General features: G+C 73.5%; 15 protein-coding genes. 10 read left to right on the top strand and 5 right to left on the bottom strand.

From position 1 onward, the window contains the following. The first annotated feature begins 5 nt into the window (after nucleotides 1-5). Nucleotides 6-2,348: a RelA/SpoT family protein gene (locus GD748_RS11850; protein ID WP_152195406.1), complete on the top strand. Its 2,343-nt coding sequence runs from the start codon at nucleotides 6-8 to the stop codon at nucleotides 2,346-2,348. A gap of 127 nt (nucleotides 2,349-2,475) precedes the next feature. Here the strand turns inward: GD748_RS11850 and GD748_RS11845 are convergent, their stop codons facing one another. Next, entirely contained in the window at nucleotides 2,476-3,093 is a 618-nt protein-coding gene (locus tag GD748_RS11845) for a GyrI-like domain-containing protein (protein ID WP_152195405.1), read from the bottom strand. Nucleotides 3,094-3,327: 234 nt separating this feature from the next. Further along, complete coding sequence (locus GD748_RS11840; protein ID WP_226921242.1) at nucleotides 3,328-5,037, bottom strand: DUF349 domain-containing protein; 1,710 nt, start codon at nucleotides 5,035-5,037, stop codon at nucleotides 3,328-3,330. Nucleotides 5,038-5,885: 848 nt separating this feature from the next. Between GD748_RS11840 and GD748_RS11835 the strand changes: the two genes are divergently transcribed. The 4 genes from GD748_RS11835 (at nucleotide 5,886) to GD748_RS11820 (ending at nucleotide 11,555) form a co-directional block, all read left to right on the top strand. Then, entirely contained in the window at nucleotides 5,886-6,614 is a 729-nt protein-coding gene (locus GD748_RS11835; protein WP_152195404.1) for an MBL fold metallo-hydrolase, read from the top strand. 152 nt (nucleotides 6,615-6,766) lie between these two features. Then, the gene (gene hisS / locus GD748_RS11830; RefSeq protein WP_152195403.1) at nucleotides 6,767-8,128 is read left to right on the top strand and encodes a histidine--tRNA ligase; all 1,362 of its coding nucleotides are present in this window, start codon (nucleotides 6,767-6,769) and stop codon (nucleotides 8,126-8,128) included. Further along, nucleotides 8,125-9,891, top strand: coding sequence for a dynamin family protein (locus tag GD748_RS11825; protein WP_152195402.1), 1,767 nt, complete (start codon nucleotides 8,125-8,127; stop codon nucleotides 9,889-9,891). The genes hisS and GD748_RS11825 overlap by 4 nt, the downstream gene beginning before the upstream one ends. Beyond that, nucleotides 9,888-11,555, top strand: coding sequence for a GTPase (locus GD748_RS11820; protein WP_152195401.1), 1,668 nt, complete (start codon nucleotides 9,888-9,890; stop codon nucleotides 11,553-11,555). Before GD748_RS11825 ends, GD748_RS11820 begins: the two co-directional genes overlap by 4 nt. Nucleotides 11,556-11,858: 303 nt before the next feature. Here the strand turns inward: GD748_RS11820 and GD748_RS11815 are convergent, their stop codons facing one another. Beyond that, on the bottom strand, nucleotides 11,859-13,841 hold the full coding sequence (locus tag GD748_RS11815) for a DEAD/DEAH box helicase (protein ID WP_152195400.1): 1,983 nt from the start codon (nucleotides 13,839-13,841) through the stop codon (nucleotides 11,859-11,861). A gap of 210 nt (nucleotides 13,842-14,051) precedes the next feature. Beyond that, entirely contained in the window at nucleotides 14,052-15,578 is a 1,527-nt protein-coding gene (locus GD748_RS11810; protein WP_152195399.1) for an MFS transporter, read from the bottom strand. Nucleotides 15,579-15,749: 171 nt separating this feature from the next. Here GD748_RS11810 and aspS point away from each other — a divergent pair, with 171 nt between their 5' ends. From aspS to GD748_RS11795, 3 genes are all read left to right on the top strand, one after another. Beyond that, nucleotides 15,750-17,690, top strand: coding sequence for an aspartate--tRNA ligase (aspS, locus tag GD748_RS11805; protein WP_152195398.1), 1,941 nt, complete (start codon nucleotides 15,750-15,752; stop codon nucleotides 17,688-17,690). Between the two features lie 13 nt (nucleotides 17,691-17,703). Further along, a complete protein-coding gene (locus GD748_RS11800; protein WP_152195397.1) occupies nucleotides 17,704-18,474 on the top strand; it encodes a GNAT family N-acetyltransferase in 771 nt (256 codons plus the stop codon). A 277-nt stretch (nucleotides 18,475-18,751) separates the two neighbouring features. Further along, nucleotides 18,752-19,372 carry an L-threonylcarbamoyladenylate synthase gene (locus tag GD748_RS11795; RefSeq protein ID WP_152195396.1) on the top strand — a complete coding sequence of 207 codons (621 nt, stop codon included), beginning with the start codon at nucleotides 18,752-18,754 and terminating at the stop codon, nucleotides 19,370-19,372. Between the two features lie 120 nt (nucleotides 19,373-19,492). Here GD748_RS11795 and GD748_RS11790 read toward each other — a convergent pair whose 3' ends face one another. Further along, nucleotides 19,493-21,748, bottom strand: coding sequence for an MMPL family transporter (locus tag GD748_RS11790; RefSeq protein WP_226921238.1), 2,256 nt, complete (start codon nucleotides 21,746-21,748; stop codon nucleotides 19,493-19,495). Nucleotides 21,749-21,898: 150 nt separating this feature from the next. Here GD748_RS11790 and GD748_RS11785 point away from each other — a divergent pair, with 150 nt between their 5' ends. Further along, the gene (locus GD748_RS11785) at nucleotides 21,899-23,257 is read left to right on the top strand and encodes a replication-associated recombination protein A (RefSeq protein WP_152195394.1); all 1,359 of its coding nucleotides are present in this window, start codon (nucleotides 21,899-21,901) and stop codon (nucleotides 23,255-23,257) included. 144 nt (nucleotides 23,258-23,401) lie between these two features. Then, nucleotides 23,402-24,025, top strand: coding sequence for a 30S ribosomal protein S4 (gene rpsD, locus GD748_RS11780; protein ID WP_152195393.1), 624 nt, complete (start codon nucleotides 23,402-23,404; stop codon nucleotides 24,023-24,025). Nucleotides 24,026-24,180: the final 155 nt, after the last annotated feature.

Genomic DNA, 24,180 nt, shown 5'->3' with positions numbered 1-24,180 from the left:
GACCAATGGCGGGTGAACGGGTCCCGGTGACGGGCGACGGTGGCAGCACCGAGACGGTGGTGCCGGGCTCGCGCGTGCGTTCCCGCCTGGTATGGCTCGGTTCGCGCGGGCACACCAGCCCGCCGGCGATCGAGCCGCTGCTGCGCGCGGTGCGCGCCAACCACCCCAAGGCCGACACGCAGCTGCTCGTGCGCGCCTACGAGGTCGCCGAGAAGGCTCACCGCGGGCAGGAGCGCAAGAGCGGCGACCCCTACATCACCCACCCGGTGGCCGTGGCGACCATCCTCGCCGAGCTCGGGATGACGCCGCCGACGCTGGCGGCCGCGCTCCTGCACGACACGGTGGAGGACACCGGCTACCCGCTGGACGAGCTGCGGCGCGAGTTCGGCGAGGAGATCGCCCTCCTCGTCGACGGCGTCACCAAGCTGGACAAGGTCACCTACGGCGAGGCCGCCCAGGCCGAGACCGTGCGCAAGATGGTCGTGGCGATGGCCAAGGACATCCGCGTCCTGGTGATCAAGCTGGCGGACCGGCTCCACAACGCGCGCACCTGGCGGTACGTGCCGGCGGCCTCGGCCCAGCGCAAGGCCCGCGAGACGCTCGAGATCTACGCCCCGCTCGCCCACCGGCTGGGCATGAACACCATCAAGTGGGAGCTCGAGGACCTCTCCTTCGCGACCCTGTACCCCAAGGTGTACGAGGAGATCGAGCACCTCGTGGCGGAGCGGGCGCCGGCCCGGGACGAGTATCTCGGCACGGTGCGCATGCAGATCGAGGGCGACCTGCGCACGGCGAAGATCCGTGGCGTGGTGACGGGACGCCCCAAGCACTACTACTCGATCTACCAGAAGATGATCGTGCGCGGCCGGGACTTCGACGAGATCTTCGACCTCGTGGGCGTGCGGGTGCTCGTGGACTCGGTACGCGACTGCTACGCGGCGCTCGGCGCCATGCACGCCCGCTGGACCCCCCTGCCCGGGCGGTTCAAGGACTACATCGCGATGCCGAAGTTCAACCTCTACCAGTCGCTGCACACCACAGTGGTGGGACCCGGCGGCAAGCCGGTCGAGATCCAGATCCGCACCCACGACATGCACCGCCGCGCGGAGTACGGCGTCGCCGCGCACTGGAAGTACAAGGAGAACCCCAGCGCCCGGGGCGGCAAGGTCGCCGAGGCCCCGCCGGGCGCCGAGGAGATGGGCTGGCTGCGCCAGCTCGTCGACTGGCAGCGCGAGACCGCCGACCCCAGCGAGTTCCTGGACTCGCTGCGCTACGAGATGTCCGGTGCGCAGGTCTACGTCTTCACGCCCAAGGGCGACGTCCTGGCCCTGCCCGCCGACGCCACGCCCGTCGACTTCGCGTACGCGGTGCACACCGAGGTCGGTCACCGCACGGTGGGCGCACGGGTCAACGGCAAGCTGGTGTCCCTGGACTCGACGCTGGAGAACGGGGACTCGGTGGAGGTCTTCACCTCCCGCTCCGAGGGCGCCGGGCCGAGCCGCGACTGGCTCAGCTTCGTCCAGAGCCCGCGCGCCCGCACGAAGATCAAGTCGTGGTTCACGAAGGAGCGCCGCGAGGAGGCCATCGAGCTCGGCAAGTCGCAGCTGACGAAGGCGATGCGCAAGCAGAACCTGCCGATCCAGCGGCTCATGAACCACGAGTCGCTCTCCGCGCTCGCCACGGAGATGAACTACGCCGACGTCTCGGCGCTGTACGCCGCGGTGGGGGAGAACCACATCTCGGCGTCCAACGTCGTCCAGCGGCTCGTGCAGTCCATGGGTGGGGAGTCGGGCGCGGAGGAGACCCTGGCCGAGGCGACCATGCCCGGCGAGCAGCGCGCCCGGCACCGCAGCGGCGACTCCGGAGTCGTCGTCGAGGGGATGTCCGACACCGACATCTGGGTCAAGCTCGCCCGGTGCTGCACCCCGGTCCCCGGCGATCCCATCGTCGGGTTCATCACCCGTGGCTCCGGGGTGTCGGTGCACCGGACGGACTGCGGGAACCTCGACGGGCTGCGGTCGCAGCCCGAGCGGATGGTCGGCGTCAGCTGGGCGTCTCGCGCCCAGAGCACGTTCCTGGTCCAGATCCAGGTCGAGGCGCTCGACCGCAGCGCCCTGCTCTCGGACGTGACCCGCGTCCTCTCGGACAACCACGTCAACATCCTGTCCGCCTCGGTGAGCACGTCCCGCGACCGCGTCGCGCTCAGCAAGTTCGTGTTCGAGATGGCCGAGCCGTCGCACCTCGGCCACGTGCTCAGCGCCGTCCGCAAGATCGACGGCGTCTTCGACGCCTACCGCGTCACGGGGACCAAGAACGCCCGCACCCCGACGCCCGAGCCGCAGCACTGAAGCCCCACGGCTGACGCGGCTGACACGGAACCGCGAGGCCGACCTCTCCCGCGAGCGCTCCAGGCCCACCGCGAGGAGGCGGACGCCTCGCGCGGCGGAGGTGCCGCACACGTCGGCGCCGGGGTCGTCATCCGCTGGTGCGGGTCACCGGCTGGCGGAGGATGGTCCTGAGCCTGTCGGGCGCGGTCCGGCGCGGGTCGTTCAGATAGATCTCGTGGTGCCGCCCCGTCATCCGGAGCCCTCGGTCGGGTATGAACCGTTTGTGCATCTCGTCGAGCACGGGTGCTTCGTCGTCGTAGGGACCGACGTGAAGAGTCTGGACGCTCAGGCCCTCGTCGAGCCGCTCGAGACGCACGACGTCGACCGGCGCGGCGCCCCTGCGCGCCGCCGCCTCCCGGGCCGCCTCGACGTGTCCGCGCGTGATCCAGCTGGGCACCATGGTCATCAGCGTCCACTGCCACTGCGACTTGTCCCGCGCCGTCGTGAACGAGTCCATGTCGTCGGCCCACCAGAGCGCCTCGAGCGGCATGACCGCGTAGTCCTGGCCGAGCTCGACCTTGCTGAAGAACTTGAGCTTGTACGCGACGGGATAGATCGCCCCGAGCGCGTCCCCGTAGGCCGCGGACGCGTCGGGGTCACCGCGACCGTCGACCATGAGGAACTGCGCCGCAGGGACCGTGACGACCTCGAACCTGCCCCGCGGGGCGCGGTAGGTCTCGATCTGCTTCCTCAGGTCGATCTTCACCGTGGGCCTCCGGCGCGCCCCGGCGCCGGCCTCTGCGGCCCTGAGCAGGGGTCCTCCGCGCCCTTGCGCAGTGGATCCGGCGACGTCACAGGCGCAGCCACGCCCTGCGGCGCCCCTGGTGACCGCACCGGCGCGGCCACGCCCTGCGGCGCCCCTGGTGACCGCACCGGCGCGGCCACGCCCCGCGGCGCCCCTGGTGACCGCCAGCTGCGGTCGCCAGGGGCGACAGCCGGGCTACTCGTGGACAGCGCGCTGGACCTGGTCGAGCCACGTGCGACGGGCCTCGAGCGCCGCCTCGGCGTCGGCGATCTGCTTGGCGTCACCGCCGTTGCGCGCCTTCGCCAGGTCCTCCTCGAGCTGGGCGATGGCGGACTCGAGCTGGGCGGCAGCCCCCTCCGCACGCGCCTTCGTCTCCGGGTTCGACCGCTTCCAGGCGGCCTGCTCGGCGTCGCGCACCGCCTGCTCGACGGCCCGCATGCGCCCCTCGACCCGCTGGACGTCGGCGCGCGGCACCTTGCCCGCCTCGTCCCACTTGTCCTGGATCGGACGCAGCGCCGCCTTCGCGGCCTTGATGTCCGTCACCGGGAGGATCGCCTCGGCCTGCTCGAGCAGGGCGAGCTTGGCCTTCAGGTTCTCGCCGTACTCGGCGTCGATCTCCGCGTTCTGCGCGCTGCGGGCGTCGAAGAACTTCTGCTGCGCCGCCCGGAAGCGTGCCCACAACGCGTCGTCGTCCTTGCGGGACGCCCGGCCCGCCGCCTTCCACTCGTCCATCAGCTCCCGGTAGGTCGCGGCCGTCCGGCCCCACTCCGTGGAGGTGGAGAGCGACTCTGCGCGGGCGATGAGCTTCTCCTTCGCCGCCTTCACCTGGTCCTGCGTCGCGTCCAGCTCGGAGAAGTACTGACGGCGGTGCCGGTCGAACGCCGTGCGGGCGTGCGAGAAGCGCTTCCAGAGCTTGTCCTCGGTCGGGCGATCCAGCCGCGGTCCGGTGCGCTGCGCCGTCTTCCACTCGTCGAGCAGGTCCCGCAGCCGCTGGCCGGACTGCTTCCACTGGGTGCGGGCCGGGTCCTGCTCCGCGATCTGCTCGGCCTTCTCCACGATGACGGTGCGCTCGGCGACCGCCTGCGCGCGGGCGGCCTCCCGTTCGGCGGCGGCCTGCTTGCGGCGCTCGCCGGCGGCGGAACGGAGCTTCTCGAGCCGCTCGCGCAGGCCGTCGACGTTCCCGACGACGGCCGGCTCGGCCAGCGCCTCGGTCAGGGTCGCCAGCGTCTGGTCGATCTCCTTGGGGGTGATCTGCGCCAGGCGGGCCTCGAAGAGCGCGAGCTGCGCCTGGATGTCCAGGAACCGACGGACGTAGAAGCCGAGGGCCTCCTCCGTGTCCGCTCCGGTGTACTGACCGACGACTCGTTCGCCCGTCGCCTCCCGGACGTACACGGTGCCGTCGTCGTCCACCCGCCCCCAGGCGGCGGCCTCGGCGGCGTCGTGAGCGTCGACCGGCGCGACCACGGAAGGTGCTGCCGCCGCCGGCGCGACGGCCGCCGGCGTGGGGACCTGCCGGCGCGGTGTGGGCCGAGGCCGTGGTGAGGGGCTGGGAGCAGGCCGTGGACCCGGCGTCGGGGTGGGGGACTCGGTCGGTGCAGCGCCGTCGGTCGGTGCGGCGGCCTCGCTCGCTGCGGCAGCCTCGCCCGGTGCGGCGGCCTCACCCGGTGCGGCGGCCTCGCTCGATGGGGCGCCGTCGGTCGGTTCGGCACGGTCGGTCGGTGCGGCGGAGTCGGCCGGTGCAGTGGACTCGGCCGGTGCGGCGGCCTCGCTCGTCGTCGCGGCGGACCCGGCCGGCTCGGCGGGAGTCGCAGTCGGCTCGGCGGGAGTCGCAGCCGGCGCCGTGGGAGCCGCGGTGGGCACCTCCTCGCGCGTCGCTGGTGCCCCTTCGGCAGGCTCGGATCCCACCGGCGAGTCCTGCGTCGAGGGCGGCGCCTCCTCGGCAGGCGCGGCAGGCTCCTCGACCGCGGCCGCATCCGGTGAACCGGAGGACACCTCGCCCGTGCCAGCACCCGTAAACCCGAGAGGCGCGTCGCCTCCCGGCGCACCCGTCGAGGTCGCAGTAGGGCGGCTCGTCCCAGTCTCAGCAGGTGCCGGGTCCTGAGACCCGGGTACCGCGGCGAGCTCAGGCGCGGGCACCTCGGCCCGCTCAGGCGCGGGCACCTCGGCTCCCTCAGACGGGGGCACCTCGGCCCGCTCAGGCGCGGGCACCTCCGCCTCGACGGCCCAAGGATCCACGGGGTCGGCGACCGGCTTGTCCTCGCCAGGAGCTGCCGGCGCGCCGGGCTCGACCGGCGTGCCCGACCCCTGGGCCGGGGCGGCTGCAGCAGCCGTCTCCGGCGCCGCGTCAGTCGGCAGGCCCTCTGTCGGCGCGCCGACCGGCGCTTCCTGCTCCGTCGTTCCCGGGCTGCCCCCGTCCGCCGGGGTCGTGGTGTTCTGGCTCTCGCGCGGGGTCGGCTGCTCGGTCACTTCGAGGTCACTCCTTCGGGATGACGGGGTAGGCGTTCGCCACACCGTTCTCGGTACTTCCCCGGCCACCTGCTCACCGAGGTCTCGCTCCACGCCGCACGCGTCCGGGACGCGATCTCCCGGAGCCTGGTGGATCCGGGCGCGTGACGAGGTTCTCAGTCTAGAGACACGCGCAACCGTCTCCCACCTGATTGCCGAGCCCCCGTGCCTCTACCCCGCGCCCGCACCGCCTCCCCCTGCACGTGCATGGCGGAACCACCCTCGCACCCGCCGGATAGCCTGGCGCCATGCAGCTTCTCGCGACCACCAGCACCGTCCTCGACACCAACTGCTTCGTGGTGGCGCCGGACACCGGCGGCGACGCCGTCGTCGTCGATCCCGGAGCGGGCTCCGCCGGTGCGTTGCGCGAGCTCCTGGACGCCCACGAGCTCCGCGTCGGTGCTGTCGTCCTCACGCACGGACACGCGGACCACCTCTGGGACGCCGCGGAGGTGGCAGGCGCGGCACCGGTCTACCTCGCGTCCCCGGACCACTACCGGCTCGACGACCCGGCCGCCGCCCTCGGCGAGCCGCTCGGGTCGATGTTCACCGGCCTAGCCGCCACCGGCTGGCAGCGTCCAGCGACGGCAGCCCCCTTCCCGGCCGGATGTCTGCGCGAGGGCGGTGCCGAGCTGGTTCCGGGCGTCGTCGTCCGCGCCGTGCCGGCACCGGGCCACACCGAGGGATCGACGATCCTGCTGGTCCGCGGCGACATGGATGCTCCCGACGTGCTGCCGGAGCTGCCGGGAGCGGCGCCCGCCGCGGCCGCCGAGCACCTCGTCGCGTTCTGCGGCGACGTCATCTTCGCCGGCTCCGTCGGGCGCACCGACCTGCCCGGCGGTGACGAGCGGGAGATGGCCGCGACGCTGCGAACGCTCGTCCGTGCGCTGCCACCGAGCACCGTGCTCCTTCCGGGCCACGGTCCGGGCACCGTCCTGTCCCACGAGCTCGCGACCAATCCCCACCTACGGTCCTGATGCGCGTCCCTCGACGCACCGGCTGAGGGGCACGGCCCTTCTGGGGCGTCCGAGGGACGGGTCGGCGGTCGGGGGCTCGGTCCCCTCGGCGCCGGTGCCTCTCCGGCGGGCCGAATCGCACGCTGCGGCGCCGGGGTGCAAGGATCAGCGGCATGGCACGCGCGTCCTCACTGTCCGGATTCCCCGAGTGGTTGCCCGACGGCCGGGTCGTCGAGCAGCACGTGCTCGACTCCCTGCGCCGGACCTTCGAGCTCCACGGGTTCGCCGGCATCGAGACGCGTGCGGTCGAGCCGCTGTCCCAGCTGCTCCGCAAGGGCGAGACCTCCAAGGAGGTCTACCTCCTGCGCCGTCTGCAGGAGGACACCGAGGGCGACGACGCCGACCCCGACAAGCAGCTCGGCCTGCACTTCGACCTCACGGTCCCGTTCGCCCGGTACGTGCTCGAGCACGCCGGCCAGCTGACCTTCCCGTTCAAGCGGTACCAGATCCAGAAGGTCTGGCGCGGCGAGCGGCCCCAGGACGGCCGTTTCCGCGAGTTCACCCAGGCGGACATCGACGTCGTCGGGGCGGACACCCTGCCCTTCCACTACGAGGTGGAGCTCCCGCTGGTGATGGCGGAGGCACTTGCCGCCCTGCCGGTCCCCGAGGTGCGCATCAGTGTCAACAACCGCAAGGTGGCCCAGGGCTTCTACGAGGCCGTCGGTCTTGCCGACGTCGAGTCCGCGCTGCGCGTGATCGACAAGCTGGACAAGATCGGCCCGGCCGCGGTCGCCGAAGCTTTGCAGCGCGAGGCGGGTGCCACCGCCGAGCAGGCCGACCAGGCGCTGCGCCTCGCCGCGATCAGCGGCACCGACGCGGCCGTGGCCGACCAGGTCCTGGCACTGGGGGCACGCTCGACGCTGCTGGACGAGGGGCTCGGCGAGCTGGTGGCACTGCTCGAGGCTGCGCAGGAGCGCTCCCCGGGCACGGTCGTGGCAGACCTGAAGATCGCCCGGGGGCTCGACTACTACACCGGCAGCGTGTACGAGACGACGCTGGTGGGCCACGAGAATCTCGGCTCCATCTGCTCCGGCGGCCGGTACGACTCCCTCGCGTCGGACGGGCGGCGGACCTATCCCGGTGTGGGGCTGTCCATCGGTGTCTCGCGTCTGCTGGCACGCGTCCTGGGCGACGGGCTCGCCACCGCGAGCCGCGGCGTCCCCACCGCCGTCCTGGTCGCCGTGACCGACGAGGAGCACCGCGCCGCCAGCGACCGCACCGCCCAGGCCCTGCGGGCGCGCGGCATCCCCGTCGACGTCGCCCCGACAGCGGCCAAGTTCGGCAAGCAGATCCGGTACGCGGACCGACGGGGCATCCCGTTCGTCTGGTTCCCCGGGGAGGACGGCGACGAGGTCAAGGACATCCGCTCCGGTGAGCAGCAAGCGGCCGACGCCGGCAGCTGGGAGCCGCCCGAGGAGGACCGCTGGCCGCGCGTGGTCGCCGCGGGCTCCGCGGGCGCCGCGGGGGAGCGGTGACCTTGTCCATCCCGTCCGGGACGGGCGACGGGGCCCGTGCCGTCCTCGGTGCCCTGGGCGACCTGCGCTCGGTGCTCGAGTCGGTGACGCTGCCCCTGGACATCGAGGACGCCGCACCGTCGCGCGCCGACCGCCAGGAGGTGCTCGACCAGCTCGCCGACTACATCATCCCCCGCTACGAGCAGCTCGAGGCGCCGCTGCTGGCGGTCGTGGGCGGCTCGACCGGCGCCGGGAAGTCGACTCTGGTCAACGCGCTCCTGCGCGAGCAGGTCACCACCACCTCCGCGATCCGGCCCACCACCCGCCGCCCGCTGCTGGTCCATCACCCCGACGACGCCACGTGGTTCGCCGACGACCGCATCCTGCCCGGCCTGGCACGCGTCACCGTCGCCGCCGGCGCCCCGCCCACCCCGCCCGCCGCAGGTACGGCGGTGCACAGCGAGCTCGAGCTGCGCGCCAGCGAGGCGCTGCCGCGCGGCCTCGCGCTGCTCGACGCACCCGACATCGACTCCGTCGTCGCAGAGAACCGTGCGCTGGCCAACCAGCTCCTCGCGGCGGCCGACCTCTGGGTGTTCGTCACGACCGCCGCCCGCTACGGCGACGCCGTGCCGTGGAACCTGCTGACCGAGGCCGCCGAACGGCGCATCGTCGTCGCCGTCGTCCTGGACCGGGTGCCCAGCGGGGTCAGCGCCGAGGTCCGGCACGACCTCGCCACCCGGCTCGAGGACGAGGGCCTGGGCCGCGCACCGCTGTTCGTCATCGGCGAGACCACGCTCGGCGATGACGGGCTGCTGCCCGCGGCCGACGTCAGCTCCCTGCAGGCCTGGCTGCACGGGATCGCCGCCGACGCCGGGTCCCGCGCCTCGGTCGCCCGCCAGACCCTCGGCGGCGCGGTCGACGCCGCGCTCGGACGGGCCCAGCTGGTCGCCGAGGGCTGCCACAACCAGACGGCGGCGCTGGTCACCCTGGCCGGGCACGTGGACGAGGCGTATGCCCAGGCGCACCAGCGCGTCATGGCGGCCACCGCCGACGGCGCGATGCTGCGTGGCGAGGTCCTCGCACGCTGGCAGGAGTTCGTCGGCACGGGCGAGTTCTTCCGGTCCGTCGAGGCGTACGTCGGCCGGATCCGTGACCGCATCGGCGGCTTCCTCAAGGGGCGCCCGGCGCCGACCGAGCAGGTGGAGGTGGCCATCGAGACGGGCCTCCAGACGCTCCTGGTGGCCGAGGCCGAGCGCGCCGCGGCAGATGTCGACCACTACTGGCGTCGCGAGCCCGGCGCGCGAGGTGTGCTCTCCGAGGCGACCTCCACCCTGGCGAGCGAGGAGCAGCTCGCCGGCGCCGCCGCCGACCAGGTCCGTGGCTGGCAGGACGACCTGCTGCAGCTCGTCCGTGCCGAGGGCGCCGGCAAGCGGATGACCGCCCGCATGCTCTCCTTCGGGGTCAACGGCCTCGGCATCGCGCTGATGATCGTCATGTTCGCGTCCACCGCCGGCCTGACCGGCGCCGAGGTCGCCATCGCCGGTGGCACCGCCGTCGTCGCCCAGAAGATCCTCGAGGCCGTCTTCGGCGACGACGCGGTACGCAAGATGGCAGCCTCGGCGCGCAGCAACCTGCACCGCCGCGCCGGCTCCCTGCTGGCGGACCAGGCGGAGTCCTACCGCCAGGCGCTCGCCGCACTCGGGATCGACCCCTCCGCTACCGACCGCATCAACGGTGCGATCACCGCCGTCCGGGCCGCGCGACGGGCGGAGGCGGGTCTGTGAGCCTGCTCCGCCGTCGCCGCGCCGACCCCACCGCGACGCTGCCCGACGACCTCCAGCGGCTCGGCCGCGCCGTCGACCTCGCCGAGGGGCATCTGCCCCCTCCCGCCGTCGAGGCGGCACAGGCGCTGGTGAGGCGCGCGGCCGAGCGGCAGAACCTCGCGACAGGCCGGACCGTCGTCGCCCTGCTCGGTGCCACCGGCTCGGGCAAGTCCTCGCTGTTCAACGCGCTGGTCGGTCGTGAGATCGCCCGCGCCGCGGCCCGGCGCCCCACCACCACCCGGCCGCTGGCCGCCGTGTGGGGTGACGACGACGCCGCCGAGCTGCTCGACTGGCTCGAGATCCCCGAGCGCACCCACGTCGACCCGGTGGCAGCACCGACTCGCGCACACGAACGCGCGGACGACCTGTCCGGCCTGGTCCTGCTCGACCTGCCCGACATCGACTCCACCGCCCTCGTGCACCGTCAGATCGCCGGGCGCATGGCCGACACGGTGGACGTGCTGGTCTGGGTCCTGGACCCGCAGAAGTACGCCGACGCGATCGTGCACCGTGACTACCTCTCACCGATGGCCGCGCACGCCGACGTCACCCTCGTGGTGCTGAACCAGGTCGACACCCTGGACCCGGCCGAGCGGGTCGGTGTGCTGCGCGACCTCGACACGCTCCTCGAGCGGGACGGTCTGCGCGGGGTCGAGATCCTCGCGACCTCGGCACGTGCCGGCACGGGGGTGGCCGAGCTGCGCGAGCGCATCGGCTCGGTCGCCGCCACCGCCAGGGCCGCGCGGGTACGCCTCGCGGCCGACGTGCGCACGACCGCCGACCACCTCGCCCGGGCGGCCGAGATCGAGCCGGGAGAGGCGAGGCCGCCGACCGAGGTCCACGAGCGCTCCGCCGCCCGGCTCAGCGCCGCCGCGGCCCAGGCGGCCGGCGTCGACGCGGTCCGCGAGGCCGTGCGCGGCTCCTACGTGCGGGCTGCCCGCAGCCAGGTTGGCTGGCCGCCCCTGCGCTGGCTGGCCAGGCTGCGTCCCGACCCCCTGCGGCGTCTGCACCTCGGCACCCGCGGCGAGGACGCCCGCCTGGTGCGCACCTCCCTGCCCGGCCCCACGCCGGTGCAGGAGGCGGCGGTGCGGTCCGCCGCGCACGCGCTGGTGAGCTCCTCAACCACGCACCTACCCGGGTCCTGGCGCGACGACGTCCTGCAGGACGTCGAGGCACGGATCCCGCCGCTGGTGGACACGCTCGACCAGCAGGTCGGTAGCGCCGAGCTCGAGCAGACCCGGCGCCCGGGCTGGTGGCGCTTCCTCGGTGTGCTCCAGTGGCTGTTCCTCGCGACCGCGGTCGTGGGCGGGGCCTGGCTCGGGGTTCTCGCCGGCATGGCGTACCTGCAGCTGCCCCAGCCGGTGACACCGATGGCCGGACCGCTGCCGTGGCCCACGGTGCTGCTCGTCGGCGGCCTCGTCGTCGGGCTCCTGCTCGCGCTCCTCGGCTCGCTGCTGGCCCGGTTCGGTGCCCGCCGGCGGGCGCGCCGGGTCGAGCAGCGTCTGCGCGCGGTGGTGGACGAGACCGTCCGCACCCAGGTCGTCGACCCGGTCGAGGTCCAGCTGGACGAGTTCGCCCAGTTCTACGAGACCGTCACCGTCCTGTCGGGCACCCGCACCTCCTGAGCCGCGCGTCGCGAGCTGCGCCTCGCGACCCGCGCCTCGTGAGCTACGCCTCGCGACCCGCGCCTCGTGAGCTACGCCTCGTGACCGGCGCGTCGTGAGCCGCACGGCGCGACCGCGCACCGCGAGCCGCTCCTACTGAGCCGGGCTTTCGCGAGCCGCCTCGTGAGCCGATCCGACCGGTGTCAGGCGACCGTCGGGCGCGCGAGCTGCCAAGACCCCCGTAACGAGCAACTTCCCTGCCGAAACGGTCGCTATAGCGACCGTTTCGGCAGGGAAGTCTTCAGCCACGCCAAGTACGGATCGTCAGCGGGGGCGGTGCGAGGTCCCCACCGGACGGGACGGGCGGTACGGGCGGTCGCCGTGCGCGGGACGGTCGCCGAACTTCTTGCCGCCCTTGAACGGCTTGCGGTCGCCGCCGGAGCGCGGTCCCTCGTCGGGGCGGATGCGCAGCGGACGGCCGGCCACCCGGGCGGCGCCGATGCGGCGCGTCGTCTCCGGTGTCATGTCCCCGCTGATCTCCACCAGGGAGAAGCTCGGGAAGATGTCGATCTTGCCCAGGTCGGAGCCGCGCAGGCCGCCCTCGCCCGTGATCGCACCGACGATCGCGCCGGGCTGGACGCCGTCCTTGTGCCCGACCTCCACGCGGTAGCGCGTGCCCGCCACACGGGGACGGCGACCGCCGCGCTCGGCGGGGCCACGGGAGCCGTGCGTGCGGGGTGTGTGCCCCTCGTCGAAGGTGGCGGCCACGAAGGTGCCGTCGCCGTCGACCTGCTCCTCACGACGGACGCGCCGCTGCGGCTCGTCCTCGTCGTCGCGGGGGCGGGGGCCGTCGTCGCCGACCGCCAGCGCCACGAGGGTGGCGGCCAGCTCGGTCAGGTCCGCGCCCGTGGACTCGACGTAGCCGGTGACGGCCTCGCGGTACATCTCCAGCCGGCCGGCCTCGTGCCGGGCGGTCACCTTGGCGAAGAGCTGCTGCGCCTTGTGCGCCGAGACGTCCGCGGGGGAGGGCAGCGTGACCTCCTCGAGCCGGCTGCCGGTGAGTCGCTCGATCTGGTTCAGCTGGCCTCGCTCGCGCGGGGTGAGGAACGTCAGCGCCGTGCCGGTCCGCCCGGCGCGCCCGGTGCGACCGATGCGGTGCACGTAGGAGTCCGCCTCGCGGGGCACGTCGAAGTTGACGACCAGGCCGATGCGCTCGACGTCGAGGCCGCGGGCGGCGACGTCGGTGGCGACGAGCACGTCGAGGGAGCCGCTGCGCAGTCGCTCGACGAGCTTCTCGCGCTCCTTCTGCGGGACGTCGCCGGACAGGCCCGCCGCGGAGATGCCACGGTTGGACAGCTCGATCGAGACGTCCTCCACGGTGCCCTTGGTGCGGACGAAGACGATGGCGGCCTCGGCGTCGGACGTGGCCAGCACACGGGAGAGCGCGCCGATCTTGTGACGGAAGGGCACCACGGCGTACGTCTGGTGCACGGTGGCGACCGTGGAGGCGGGACGGGACGTCGCGATACGCACCGGGTCGGTCAGGTGGGTGGCGGCGACGCGCTTGATCGCGGCCGGCATGGTCGCCGAGAACAGCGCGGTGCGCCGCTCGGCGGGAAGCTGGGAGGCGATCTGCTCGACGTCCTCCGCGAAGCCCATCCGCAGCATCTCGTCGGCCTCGTCGAGGACGAGGAACCGCACGCCGCCGAGCTTGAGGCTGCCACGCTCGATGAGGTCCATCACACGGCCCGGCGTGCCGACGACCACCTGGGCGCCGTCCTTGAGCGCCCGCAGCTGCGGCACGTAGCTGGAACCGCCGTAGACGGGCAGCACCGTGAGGTTCTTCGTGCGGTGCGCGAAGGAGGCGATGGCGTCCGAGACCTGCATCGCGAGCTCGCGGGTGGGCGTCAGGACGAGGGCCTGGACCGAGCGCTCCCAGGCATCGACCGCCTCGAGGAGCGGCAGGCCGAAGGCGGCGGTCTTGCCGGTACCGGTCTGCGCGATGCCGACGACGTCGCGGCCGGAGAGCAGCACCGGGATGGCCTCGGCCTGGATGTCGGTGGGGGTGATGAAGCCGAGGTCCTCGACGGCGGCGAGGATGTCCTCGGGCAGGCCGAGGTCGGCGAACGTGCGGGAGGACGCTTCGGCGACGACGTCGACCGCGGGTGCGGTCTCGTCCTCGGGGCGCGTGGAGGCGTCAGAGGTCACAGCTGTGGTCACGAAAGAAGAACCCGTCTCACGAGGGCGGAGTGTGGCTGACTGCGCCGGGTCGGCGAAGCACCTTCCGCTCGTGGGCCCGGTCTGCAGCGAGAACTTCCGCTCTGGGCCTGGGCGGTGACGTGCACTCCAGGAGCCTCCAGGCTACCGGTGGCCCGCACGGGGCGATATCGGTGACCCCGGTGACCTTCCGCACAGGGATCGGCGGGCTACACAACTGTCAGCCGTCATGGCGTCGGGCCCACGCCGTCGGGCGCCAGCCGTCATGGCGTCAGCCGTCATGGCGTCAGCCGTCAGCCGTCAGCCGACGACCGGTGCCGCCGCACGCGCTCCTGCGACCGACGCGACGAGGCCGAGCCCGGAGGCGAGCAGGAGGCCGGCCAGGTAGGCGTCCGTGCCGCCGGTCCCCACGAGGGCCGTGAACAACGCCCCGGAGGCGGCCAGTCCCATGGCGGCGCCCAGCGCGTCGGCGACCTGCAAGGAGGAGCTGATCCGCCCGTGCCGGGCAGGCGGGGTGGCCTGCAGCACCAGCACGGAGAGCGCCGGGTACGCCAGGCCCATGCCCGTGCCGCCGAGCGCCCAGCCGACCACGACGATCCACGGTGTCACGGCCTCCAGCGTGGCACCGGCGGTGATGAACGTCCCGGCCGCGAGCAGCAGCGGCCCGAGCCAGCTGAGCCGGTCGCGGCCGGCGGTGGAGGTCACTCGCCCTTGGATCGCGGCTCCCGTCGCCCACGCCACCGAGGCGACGGTGAGCACGAGACCGGCCTGCCAGACCGGCCAGCCGTGCTCTCGCACGAGCAGCAGAGGCAGGAAGGTCTGCGCCGTCATGAAGGTGGCGTTGAGCAGGGTCCGGCAGGCGACGGCGGACGGCACCCCGCGCAGCAGCCGGACAGTGCCCGCCGGGACGAGGGGCGGCAGGCACAGCACGAGAACGGCTGCGGCGACGATGGCTGCCGGAACCACCCAGGCAGCCATCTCGGAGCCGGTCTGCGAGCCGGCCACCTGGAGGACCGCGACGGCTGCGCCGGTACCTGTGGCAGCCAGCAGCAGGCGACTGTGCCGCACCGCCGGGTCCGACCGCGACCCGTGCGGCGGGATGTGCCGCAGGAGGGGCAGGAGCAGCGCGCTCACCCCGAGGGTCAGCGCCGGGACGCCGAGGAAGATCCAGCGCCACGAGGCGTGGTCGACGACGAGGCCGGTCACCCCGGGGCCGACGAGGGCGGGCACCACCCAGGCGGCGGAGAAGGCGGCGAAGAACGCCGGCTGGCGTGCGGCGGGCACCATCGCCCCGACGAGGACGTACAGCGGCACCACGAGCAGCCCGCCGCCGAAGCCCTGAACCGCACGGCCCACGACCAGGATCTCCATGGACGGCGCCAGCCCCGCGATCACGAGGCCCGTGCTGAAGAGGACGATGCCCGCGAGGAGGGAGCCGCGCGGGCCGCGCGCGTCGGACCAGGCGCCGGAGACTGCGGTGGCGACGAGCCCCGCGGCCAGGGGGACACCGGAGGCGACCGCGTACAGGCGGAGCCCGCCCAGGTCCTCGGCGACGGCGGGCATCGCCGTGCTGACGGCGAGGTTCTCGAAGGCGACGAGGGTGATGAGCGCGACGGAGGCGACCAGCAGGAGCCGGACGAGATCGGGCGGGGCTGCCGCCGGTGCCACGCCGTCGGCCGGGGCTGTCGGCGCGGCCGCGCCCCCGGGCGGGGCTACCCGCGGGGCCACGCCGCCGGGCGAGGCTGCCCGCGCGCCGTCGGGCGCGGGGGTCACGCCGTCCGGCGACGACGTGCCGTCGGTGCCCGTCGTCCAGGGTCGTTCGCTCACCCCCTGATGATGGACCGCCGCGCACGCGTCCAGCCAACCCGCCACAGCGGCGACACCCGCTCCGCAGGGACGCGTGGGCCGGCCCGGGCAGGGCGTCCCGGCCAGGTCTTAGGATCGTCGGTGCGCCCGCCCGTCTAGCGGTGCGCCCCGCACACGACCGGAAGGACCCTCGTGCTCCGCACACACACCGCTGGCTCCCTGCGCGCCAGCGACATCGGCACCACCGTCACAGTCACCGGGTGGGTCGACCGCCGCCGCGACCACGGAGGCGTCGCCTTCATCGATCTTCGGGACGCCTCCGGCATCGCCCAGGTGGTCATCCGGGACGAGGACGTCGCCCACGAGCTGCGGGCCGAGTTCGTCCTGCAGGTCACCGGCGAGGTGGCCGAGCGCCCGGCGGGCAACGCGAACCCGAACCTGCCGACCGGCGAGATCGAGGTCATCGCCAGCGACGTCGTCGTGCTGAACACCGCGGCGCCGCTGCCCTTCCAGGTCTCCGAGCACGCCGAGGACGCCGGTCAGGTGGGGGAGGAGGCCCGCCTGAAGTACCGCTACCTCGACCTGCGCCGCAAGGCACCCGCGCACGCGTTGCGACTGCGCGCCAAGGTCAACGCCGCGGCCCGCCGGGTCCTCGACGCCCAGGACTTCGTCGAGATCGAGACGCCGACGCTGACCCGCTCCACGCCGGAGGGCGCCCGCGACTTCCTCGTGCCCGCGCGCCTGTCGCCGGGTTCCTGGTACGCGCTGCCGCAGTCCCCGCAGCTCTTCAAGCAGCTGCTGATGGTCGCCGGCATGGAGCGGTACTACCAGATCGCCCGCTGCTACCGCGACGAGGACTTCCGGGCCGACCGGCAGCCCGAGTTCACCCAGCTCGACGTCGAGATGAGCTTCGTGGACCAGGAGGACGTCATCGCCGTCGCCGAGGAGGTCCTCGCCGAGATCTGGGCCCTCATCGACCACAAGATCGAACGCCCGATCCCGCGGATGACCTACCGCGAGGCCATGGAGCGGTACGGGACGGACAAGCCGGACCTGCGCTTCGGGCTCGAGCTGACCGACCTGACCGAGTACTTCGCCGACACCCCGTTCCGGGTGTTCCAGAACCCCTACGTCGGCGCCGTCGTCATGCCCGGCGGGGCCGACCAGCCGCGCCGGACCTTCGACGCGTGGCAGGAGTGGGCGAAGCAGCGCGGCGCCAAGGGGCTCGCCTACGTGACGGTCGGCGAGGACGGCACCCTCGGCGGCCCGGTCGCCAAGAACATCTCCGAGGCCGAGCGCGAGGGACTGGCCGCGGCCGTCGGCGCGAAGCCGGGCGACTGCATCTTCTTCGCCGCCGGCAGGGCCTCGGACTCGCGCGCACTGCTCGGCGCCGCCCGCCTCGAGATCGGCCGGCGGGTCGGGCTGATCGACGAAGACGCCTGGTCCTTCGTCTGGGTGGTCGACGCGCCGCTGTTCAAGCCCACCGGCGAGGACGACGACGTCGCGGTCGGCCACGGCACGTGGACCGCCGTCCACCACGCCTTCACCGCACCGACGCCCGAGTGGATCGACCGCTTCGAGGAGTCTCCGGGCGAGGCCCTCGCCTACGCCTACGACATCGTGTGCAACGGCAACGAGATCGGTGGCGGATCCATCCGTATCCACCGCAAGGACGTCCAGCAGCGCGTCTTCGCCGTGATGGGTCTCGGCGAGGAGGAGGCGCAGGAGAAGTTCGGCTTCCTGCTCGACGCCTTCGCGTACGGCGCCCCGCCGCACGGCGGGATCGCGTTCGGCTGGGACCGCATCGTCTCGCTGTTGACCGGCTCGGACTCCATCCGCGACGTCATCGCGTTCCCCAAGTCCGGCGGCGGCTACGACCCGCTGACCCAGGCGCCGGCGCCGATCACGCCCCAGCAGCGCAAGGAGGCCGGCGTGGACACCAAGCCGAGGCCGGCCGGCGGCCAGGCCGGACACCCGGACGACGCGAGACACGCGACGGGGGGCCGGTCCGGGCAGACGGACACCGCCGGGCAGCACGCCCCGGCAGAGCGAGCCGGGCAGACGGCGCAGGGTGTGTCGGCCGGGCAGTCAGCGGCCCAGGGCGACGCCTCCGCCGACCCCGGTCAGGCGTGACAGCAGCATCGCGGTGACGAGCCGAACCGTCCGGACGGCCGGCGTCGAGGAGGAGCTCCTCGCACGCTGGCCGTTCTGGCGCGCCAACTCCGCCAGGTTCGCCGCCCGCGAGGTCTGGACCGACGACACGGCGGAGCCCACAGCGGCGCTGACACTCGTCGGACGTCACGGCGGCGACGCGCTGGTCGGGCTCGGCGAGCCGGAGGCGCTCGCACGCGTGCTCGGCACCGCCGAGCTCCCCGGGGGCCTCGTCCACGCCCTGCTGCCGCGCGGCACCTGGACGCACGTGCCGGCCCAGGTCCGCGAGCGGTTCGCGCTGGTCCCGGGCGGGTCATGGGACTGGCTGGCCTGCGACTCCCAGCCCGAGCAGCGCCTCGGCGAGGACCGCGCCGAGATCCTCGGCACGGGCACCGGTGCGCTGGCCGCCGCGGGCGCGGTCCTCGCCAGGGGCTACCCCGAGCGTTCCGACCGCGACGACGACGCCACGCGCACGTGGTGGGGCTGGCGCACCGCCGACGGCGAGCTCGTCGCCGTCCTCGCGGCCAGGCTGGCGTCGGCCGACGGCTCGGGCGTCCACCTCTCCGCGGTCACCGTCGTGCCCGAGCACCGGCGTCGCGGTATCGCGTCGGCGCTGACGGCCGCGGCCACGCGCTGGGGGCTGGCGCAAGGACCGCTGGTGCACCTGGGTATCTGGTCCGACAACGACGCCGCCCGTACGTTGTACCTCCGGCTCGGCTTCCGCGTCGGCGCGGAGATCGAGAACCTGGTTCCCGCGCAGCACTAAGCGGGGGCCCGGCGACCGCGACGTCGGTAGCGCCCGTCCCCGGCGTCTTCGGCGCCGTCCCCGGCATCTTCGGCCGCCATCCGCGGCGTCATTGGCGGCCGTCCCCGGCGTCCTTGGCGGCTGTCCCCGACGTCAGCAGCGACCATCCCCGGCCGCCAGGGGACCGTCCCCGCCCTCAGTGCCACGCGTCGGAAGGCGCGGTATCGGCCGCGCCGAGCTGCCGGCGCGCCCCGTGCTTCGCAGGACGGGACCGCGGGCGGTACGCAAGACTGCCGCCATGGCCCGCTACCTCGACATCCACCCGCAGGACCCCCAGCCGCGACTGGTCACCCAGGCGATGGACGTCGTCCGCGACGGCGGTCTGATCGCCTACCCCACAGACTCCGGGTACGCCGTCGGCTGTTCGCTGGGAAACAAGGAGGGGCTGGACCGCATCAAGGCGTTGCGCCGGCTGGACGACAAGCACCACTTCACCCTCATGTGCGCGGACTTCGCCCAGCTCGGCCAGTTCGTGGTGGTCGACAACGCGATGTTCCGGCTCATCAAGTCCGCGACGCCGGGGCCGTACACCTTCATCCTGCGCGGCACGCAGGAGGTGCCACGCCGGCTGCTGCACCCGAAGAAGCACACGGTCGGGGCACGCATCCCCGACCACCGCACGACCCAGGCGCTGCTGGCCGAGCTGGGGGAGCCGCTCCTGTCGAGCACCCTCATCCTGCCCGGCGAGGAGACGCCGATGGTCGAGGGCTGGGTGGTCAAGGACGAGATCGACCACCTCGTCGACGTCATCGTCGACTCCGCCGTCGACTCCTCGGAGCCGACCACGGTGGTCGACCTGACGTCCGGAGTGCCCGAGGTCCTGCGCACCGGTGCGGGCGATCCCGACCGTTTCCTGTGAACGCGGGCGGCGCGGACCGTTTCCTGTGAACGCGGGCGGCGCCGCCGACGGTGGTCCGTCGGGCACCGACCGAGGCACCGGTGCGTCCCGTGCGCGCCGCGGCTGCGCACGGCACGCGGCTCAGTGGACGATCTTGAACTTCGAGTAGAAGCGGCGCATCGGCGCCGGCGCCCACCAGTTCCACCTGCCGAGCAGCGTCATGGTGGCGGGCACCAGGAGCATGCGCACGAGGGTGGCGTCGACGAGCACGACCACCGCGAGGGCGACGCCGGCCTGCTTGATCGCGATCAGCTCGCCCGTGACGAATCCGGCGAAGACCGCGACCATGATCAGGGCCGCGGACGTGATGATGCGCCCGGAGCGCTGCAGCCCCCGCTCGACCGCCTCGTCGTTGTCCCGTCCGGCGTCCCAGTACTCCTTGATGCGCGAGAGCAGGAAGACCTCGTAGTCCATGGCGAGGCCGAAGCCGAACGCGACGGCGATCGCCACCACGTAGGACTCCAGGCCGGCGACCGGTGCGAAGTCCAGCAGTCCGGTCAGGTGCCCCTCCTGGAAGATCCACACGGTCACGCCCAGCGACGCGGTCAGCGAGAGCAGGTTGACCAGGAGGGCCTTGAGCGGCACCAGCAGCGAGCCGGTCATCAGGAACAGCAGGACGAAGATGGCGAGCACCACGACGACGGCGGCCAGGGGCAGGCCGTCCACGAGCGCGTCGTTGAAGTCGAGCTGGTTCGCCGCCTGCCCGAGCACCCAGGTCTCGAACCCGGGGTCGAGTGCGCGGACCTGCTCGACGGCGGCGGTCGCCTCCGCACCGGCCGGGTCGTCGACGTCGAGGAAGACCGACAGGACCGTGTGGTCGCCGGACTCGACCGGGCCCGTCACCGTCTCCACACGGTCGAGCGTCGCGATCTCCGCGCCGAGCTCGGCCGCGTCGGCGGTCCCGGCGTCGGCCACGACCGTGAGGTCGGGCGTGCGGGAGCCGGGGTAGTCCTCGGCGAGGACGGCGATGTAGTCCCGCTGGTCGGAGTCGGGCGGGAGCAGCTCGGTGGTCGAGCTACGCATGGTGAGCCCCGTGACCGGCGAGGCGAGCAGGAGCAGAACGGCCAGCGACCCGACGAGCACCAGCCACGGGTGGGCGTGCACCCGGCGGGCGAGCTTGGAGAAGACCCCCTCGTTCGGTGCGATGTCACCGAAGCCGCGCAGGAACGCGCGTAGTCCGGGCACCCGCGAGAGCACCGACGGCCGGCGCATGCGGTCGCCGAGGAGCACCAGCAGCGCCGGGACGAGGGTGACGGCGCACGCGACGGCGAGCAGCACCGCGGCGATGCCGGCCGAGGCGATCGCGCGCAGCACCTCCGGTCGCAGGAGCAGCAGGCCGGCCACGGCGAACGTGACCGTGAGGGCGGAGAAGATGACGGTGCGTCCGGCCGTGGCCACGGTGGTGCGCACGGCCTCGAGCAGCACCGGGTCCCGCCCGGCCCGCCGGCGGCGTCGCCGGCCGGCCGGCGCGGCCTCCGCCGGGCGGTCGCGCTCGAGGCGGTGGATCTCCTCACGGTAGCGCGAGACCACGAGCAGGCCGTAGTCGATGGACAGCGCGAGGCTCAGCACGGTGACGACGTTGACGACGAACGAGTCGACGTTCATCGAGTAGGTGAGAGCGAGGAGGATGCCGAGCCCGCCGACGATCGAGACGACGGCGCCGATCAGCGGCAGACCGGCGGCCAGGAACCCGCCGAACACGACCACCATGATCAGCAGCGCCACCGGCAGCGCGACGGCCTCGCCGGCGACGAGGTCCTCCTGCACCTGCTCGACGATCGCGTCCGCGAACAGCGTGTTCGAGCTGACGATGCCGCTCGCCCCGGGCGCCGTCCCGGCGAGCTCGGCGGGCACCTCGCGCAGTCGCTCGACGACGGCGTCGTGCACGCCCTCCTCGGCGTCGTCCGCCAGCACCACCACCATGAGGAAGCCGTCCTGCTCGGCCGAGACCAGCCCGGCCGCGGCGGGGTTCGCCAGCATGTCGGGCAGCACGAACGGGTCCACGACCGACTCGACGCCGTCGAGGGCGGCGAGGTCGGTGTGCGCCGGCTCCAGTGCGGCGGCGAGCTCGGGCAGGGCGGCCGGGTCGGCGAGGTCGACGCCCTGGACCACCATCGACACCTGCTCGGGGGACTCGCCCTCCGCGGTGAGGATCTCGCGCCCCTCCTCGCTCTCCGAGCCGGGCACGACCGGGGCGCCCGTCTGCAGCCGCTCGAACAGGCCAGGACCGGCGAACCCGGTCAGCGCGGCCGTGCCGCACACCACCGCGAGCAGGGCCCAGACGAGTACGACGACGCGGGGATGGCGGGCGACGAACCGGCCGATGAGGTCGAACACGTCCCACAGTTTCGCACCGTCCGGCCACCGCTCGTGCCACCAGCCGTCGTGGTGCCCCTCACCGCACGCGGCATACGTGGCGGTGCACGAGGCGGTGCACGAGGAGGTGCCTCGTCCGGCTCCGTCCCCGCGGCGTCGTAGCCTTCAGGGGTGGATCTCTTCGAGGCGGCCGGGGCCGACGACGCCGGGGTGCCCGCCGTCGGGCACGGCGCACCGCTCGCCGTGCGGATGCGTCCGGCGACCCTGGAGGAGGTCCTCGGCCAGGACCACCTCCTCGAGGCGGGCTCGCCGCTGCGGCGCCTGGTGGAGCCGGCCGAGCCCGGCCGGCGGCGCATCGCTCCCTCCTCGGTGGTGCTGTGGGGGCCGCCGGGGACCGGCAAGACGACCCTCGCCTATCTCGTCGCGCACGGCTCGGGCCGGCGCTTCACCGAGCTGTCCGCGGTCACCGCCGGCGTCAAGGACGTCCGGGCGGTCATCGAGGATGCCCGACGACGCCTGGTCACCTCAGGGGAGGAGACGGTCCTCTTCATCGACGAGGTGCACCGGTTCTCCAAGTCCCAGCAGGACGCGTTGCTGCCCAGCGTGGAGAACCGATGGGTCACCCTCGTCGCGGCCACGACGGAGAACCCCAGCTTCTCGGTCATCTCGCCGCTGCTGTCCCGCTCGCTCCTGCTCACCCTGCGCCCGCTCGCCGAGGAGCACGTGCGCGACCTCGTCGCGCGGGCCGTGACGGACGAGCGGGGCCTCGGAGGCGCCCTCACGCTGGACGAGGACGCGGCCGACCACCTCGTGCGCCTCGCGGGGGCCGACGCCCGCAAGGCGCTGACCATCCTGGAGGCGGCGGCGGGATCGGCCGACGCGGCGGGTGAGGACGTCATCACCCTCGGCGCCGTCGAGCGGGCGGTCGACGTCGCGGCCGTGCGCTACGACCGGGCCGGCGACCAGCACTACGACGTCACCTCGGCCTTCATCAAGTCCATGCGCGGCTCCGACGTCGACGCCGCCCTGCACTACCTCGCCCGGATGATCGTGGCGGGGGAGGACCCGCGCTTCATCGCCCGGCGGATCGTCATCGCCGCCGCCGAGGAGGTCGGCATGGCCGATCCCTCCGCGCTGCAGACGGCGGTCGCCGCGGCCCAGGCCGTCCAGCTCATCGGCATGCCCGAGGGGGCGCTCGTGCTCTCCGAGGCGGTGGTGCACGTGGCCACGGCGCCGAAGTCCAACGCGGCCTACAAGGCCATCGGCGCCGCCATGGCCGACGTGCGAGCGGGCAAGGCCGGGCCCGTGCCGGTGCACCTGCGCGACACCCACTACGCCGGTGCCGAGGGCCACGGCCACGGCGCGGGGTACGTCTACGCCCACGACGAGCCCCACGCCGTCGCCGCCCAGCAGTACGTACCCGACGATCTCGTCGGCGCCCGGTACTACGAACCCACCGGGCGCGGGCACGAGCGCGACATCACACTCCGCCTCGAGAAGATCAGGCAGCTGCTCGCCGGCGGCCGGTGATAGGCTTTCCCGGTTGCCCGGCCGACCCCGTCACTCCCGACGGCGCACCGGGCCACCACCTGGGGTCATGGCCAACGGGTCGACCCCACGCCGCACGGCAGCCGCCGTCGCCGGTGTGACGTCAACACGACAGGAAGTTCTCTCATGGCAGTTTCCCGCACGCGCCGTCAGGTGCGCCTCTCCCGCGCCCTGGGCATCGCGCTCACCCCGAAGGCCGTCAAGTACTTCGAGAAGCGCCCCTACGGCCCCGGCGAGCACGGCCGCGCCCGTCGCCGTACCGAGTCCGACTACGCCGTCCGCCTCAAGGAGAAGCAGCGTCTGCGCGCCCAGTACGGCATCCGCGAGGCGCAGATCCAGCGCGTCTTCGAGGAGGCCCGCCGCGAGCAGTTCCTGACCGGTGAGTCGCTGGTCGAGCTCCTCGAGATGCGCCTGGACGCCCTGGTCCTGCGCTCCGGCTTCGCCCGCACGATCGCCCAGGCCCGCCAGGCCGTCGTGCACCGCCACATCCTCGTGGACGGCAAGCTCGTCGACCGTCCGTCCTTCCGCGTGAAGCCCGGCCAGGTCATCCAGGTCAAGCCGAAGAGCCAGGCCATGGTGCCGTTCCAGGTCGCCGCCGCCGGCGCCCACCGCGACGTGCTGCCCAAGGTGCCCGAGTACCTCGACGTCCAGGTCGAGAAGCTGCGCGCCGAGCTGGTCCGCCGCCCGCGCCGCGCCGAGGTCCCCGTGACCTGCAACGAGCAGCTGGTCGTCGAGTACTACTCGCGCTGACCTGCTCCACCTCTGACGGACGCTGCGCCCCGGGCAGCCGGCCTGTGCCGGTTCCCGGGGCGCCGCCGTGTTGCGGGTAGATTCTTCCCGACGGCGCATCCGTCCAGGTCGCGGGCCTGCCCGGCCCTCGCCCACGTCCCTCGAAAAGGAGCCCT

The organism is Georgenia subflava (genome assembly GCF_009193155.1).
GTDB classification, from domain to species: Bacteria; Actinomycetota; Actinomycetes; order Actinomycetales; family Actinomycetaceae; genus Georgenia; species Georgenia subflava.
The sequence above is the reverse complement of the archived record's forward strand: the minus strand, read 5'-3'. Positions and strand labels throughout refer to the sequence as shown.

Bases quoted from the DNA above. Each gene is read 5' to 3' on its own strand.
- rpsD (WP_152195393.1), top strand. From the start codon at position 23,402: ATGGCAGTTTCCCGCACGCGCCGTCAGGTGCGCCTCTCCCGCGCCCTG.
- GD748_RS11795 (WP_152195396.1), top strand. From the start codon at position 18,752: ATGGCCCGCTACCTCGACATCCACCCGCAGGACCCCCAGCCGCGACTG.
- hisS (WP_152195403.1), top strand. From the start codon at position 6,767: ATGGCACGCGCGTCCTCACTGTCCGGATTCCCCGAGTGGTTGCCCGAC.
- GD748_RS11850 (WP_152195406.1), top strand. From the start codon at position 6: ATGGCGGGTGAACGGGTCCCGGTGACGGGCGACGGTGGCAGCACCGAG.
- GD748_RS11835 (WP_152195404.1), top strand. From the start codon at position 5,886: ATGCAGCTTCTCGCGACCACCAGCACCGTCCTCGACACCAACTGCTTC.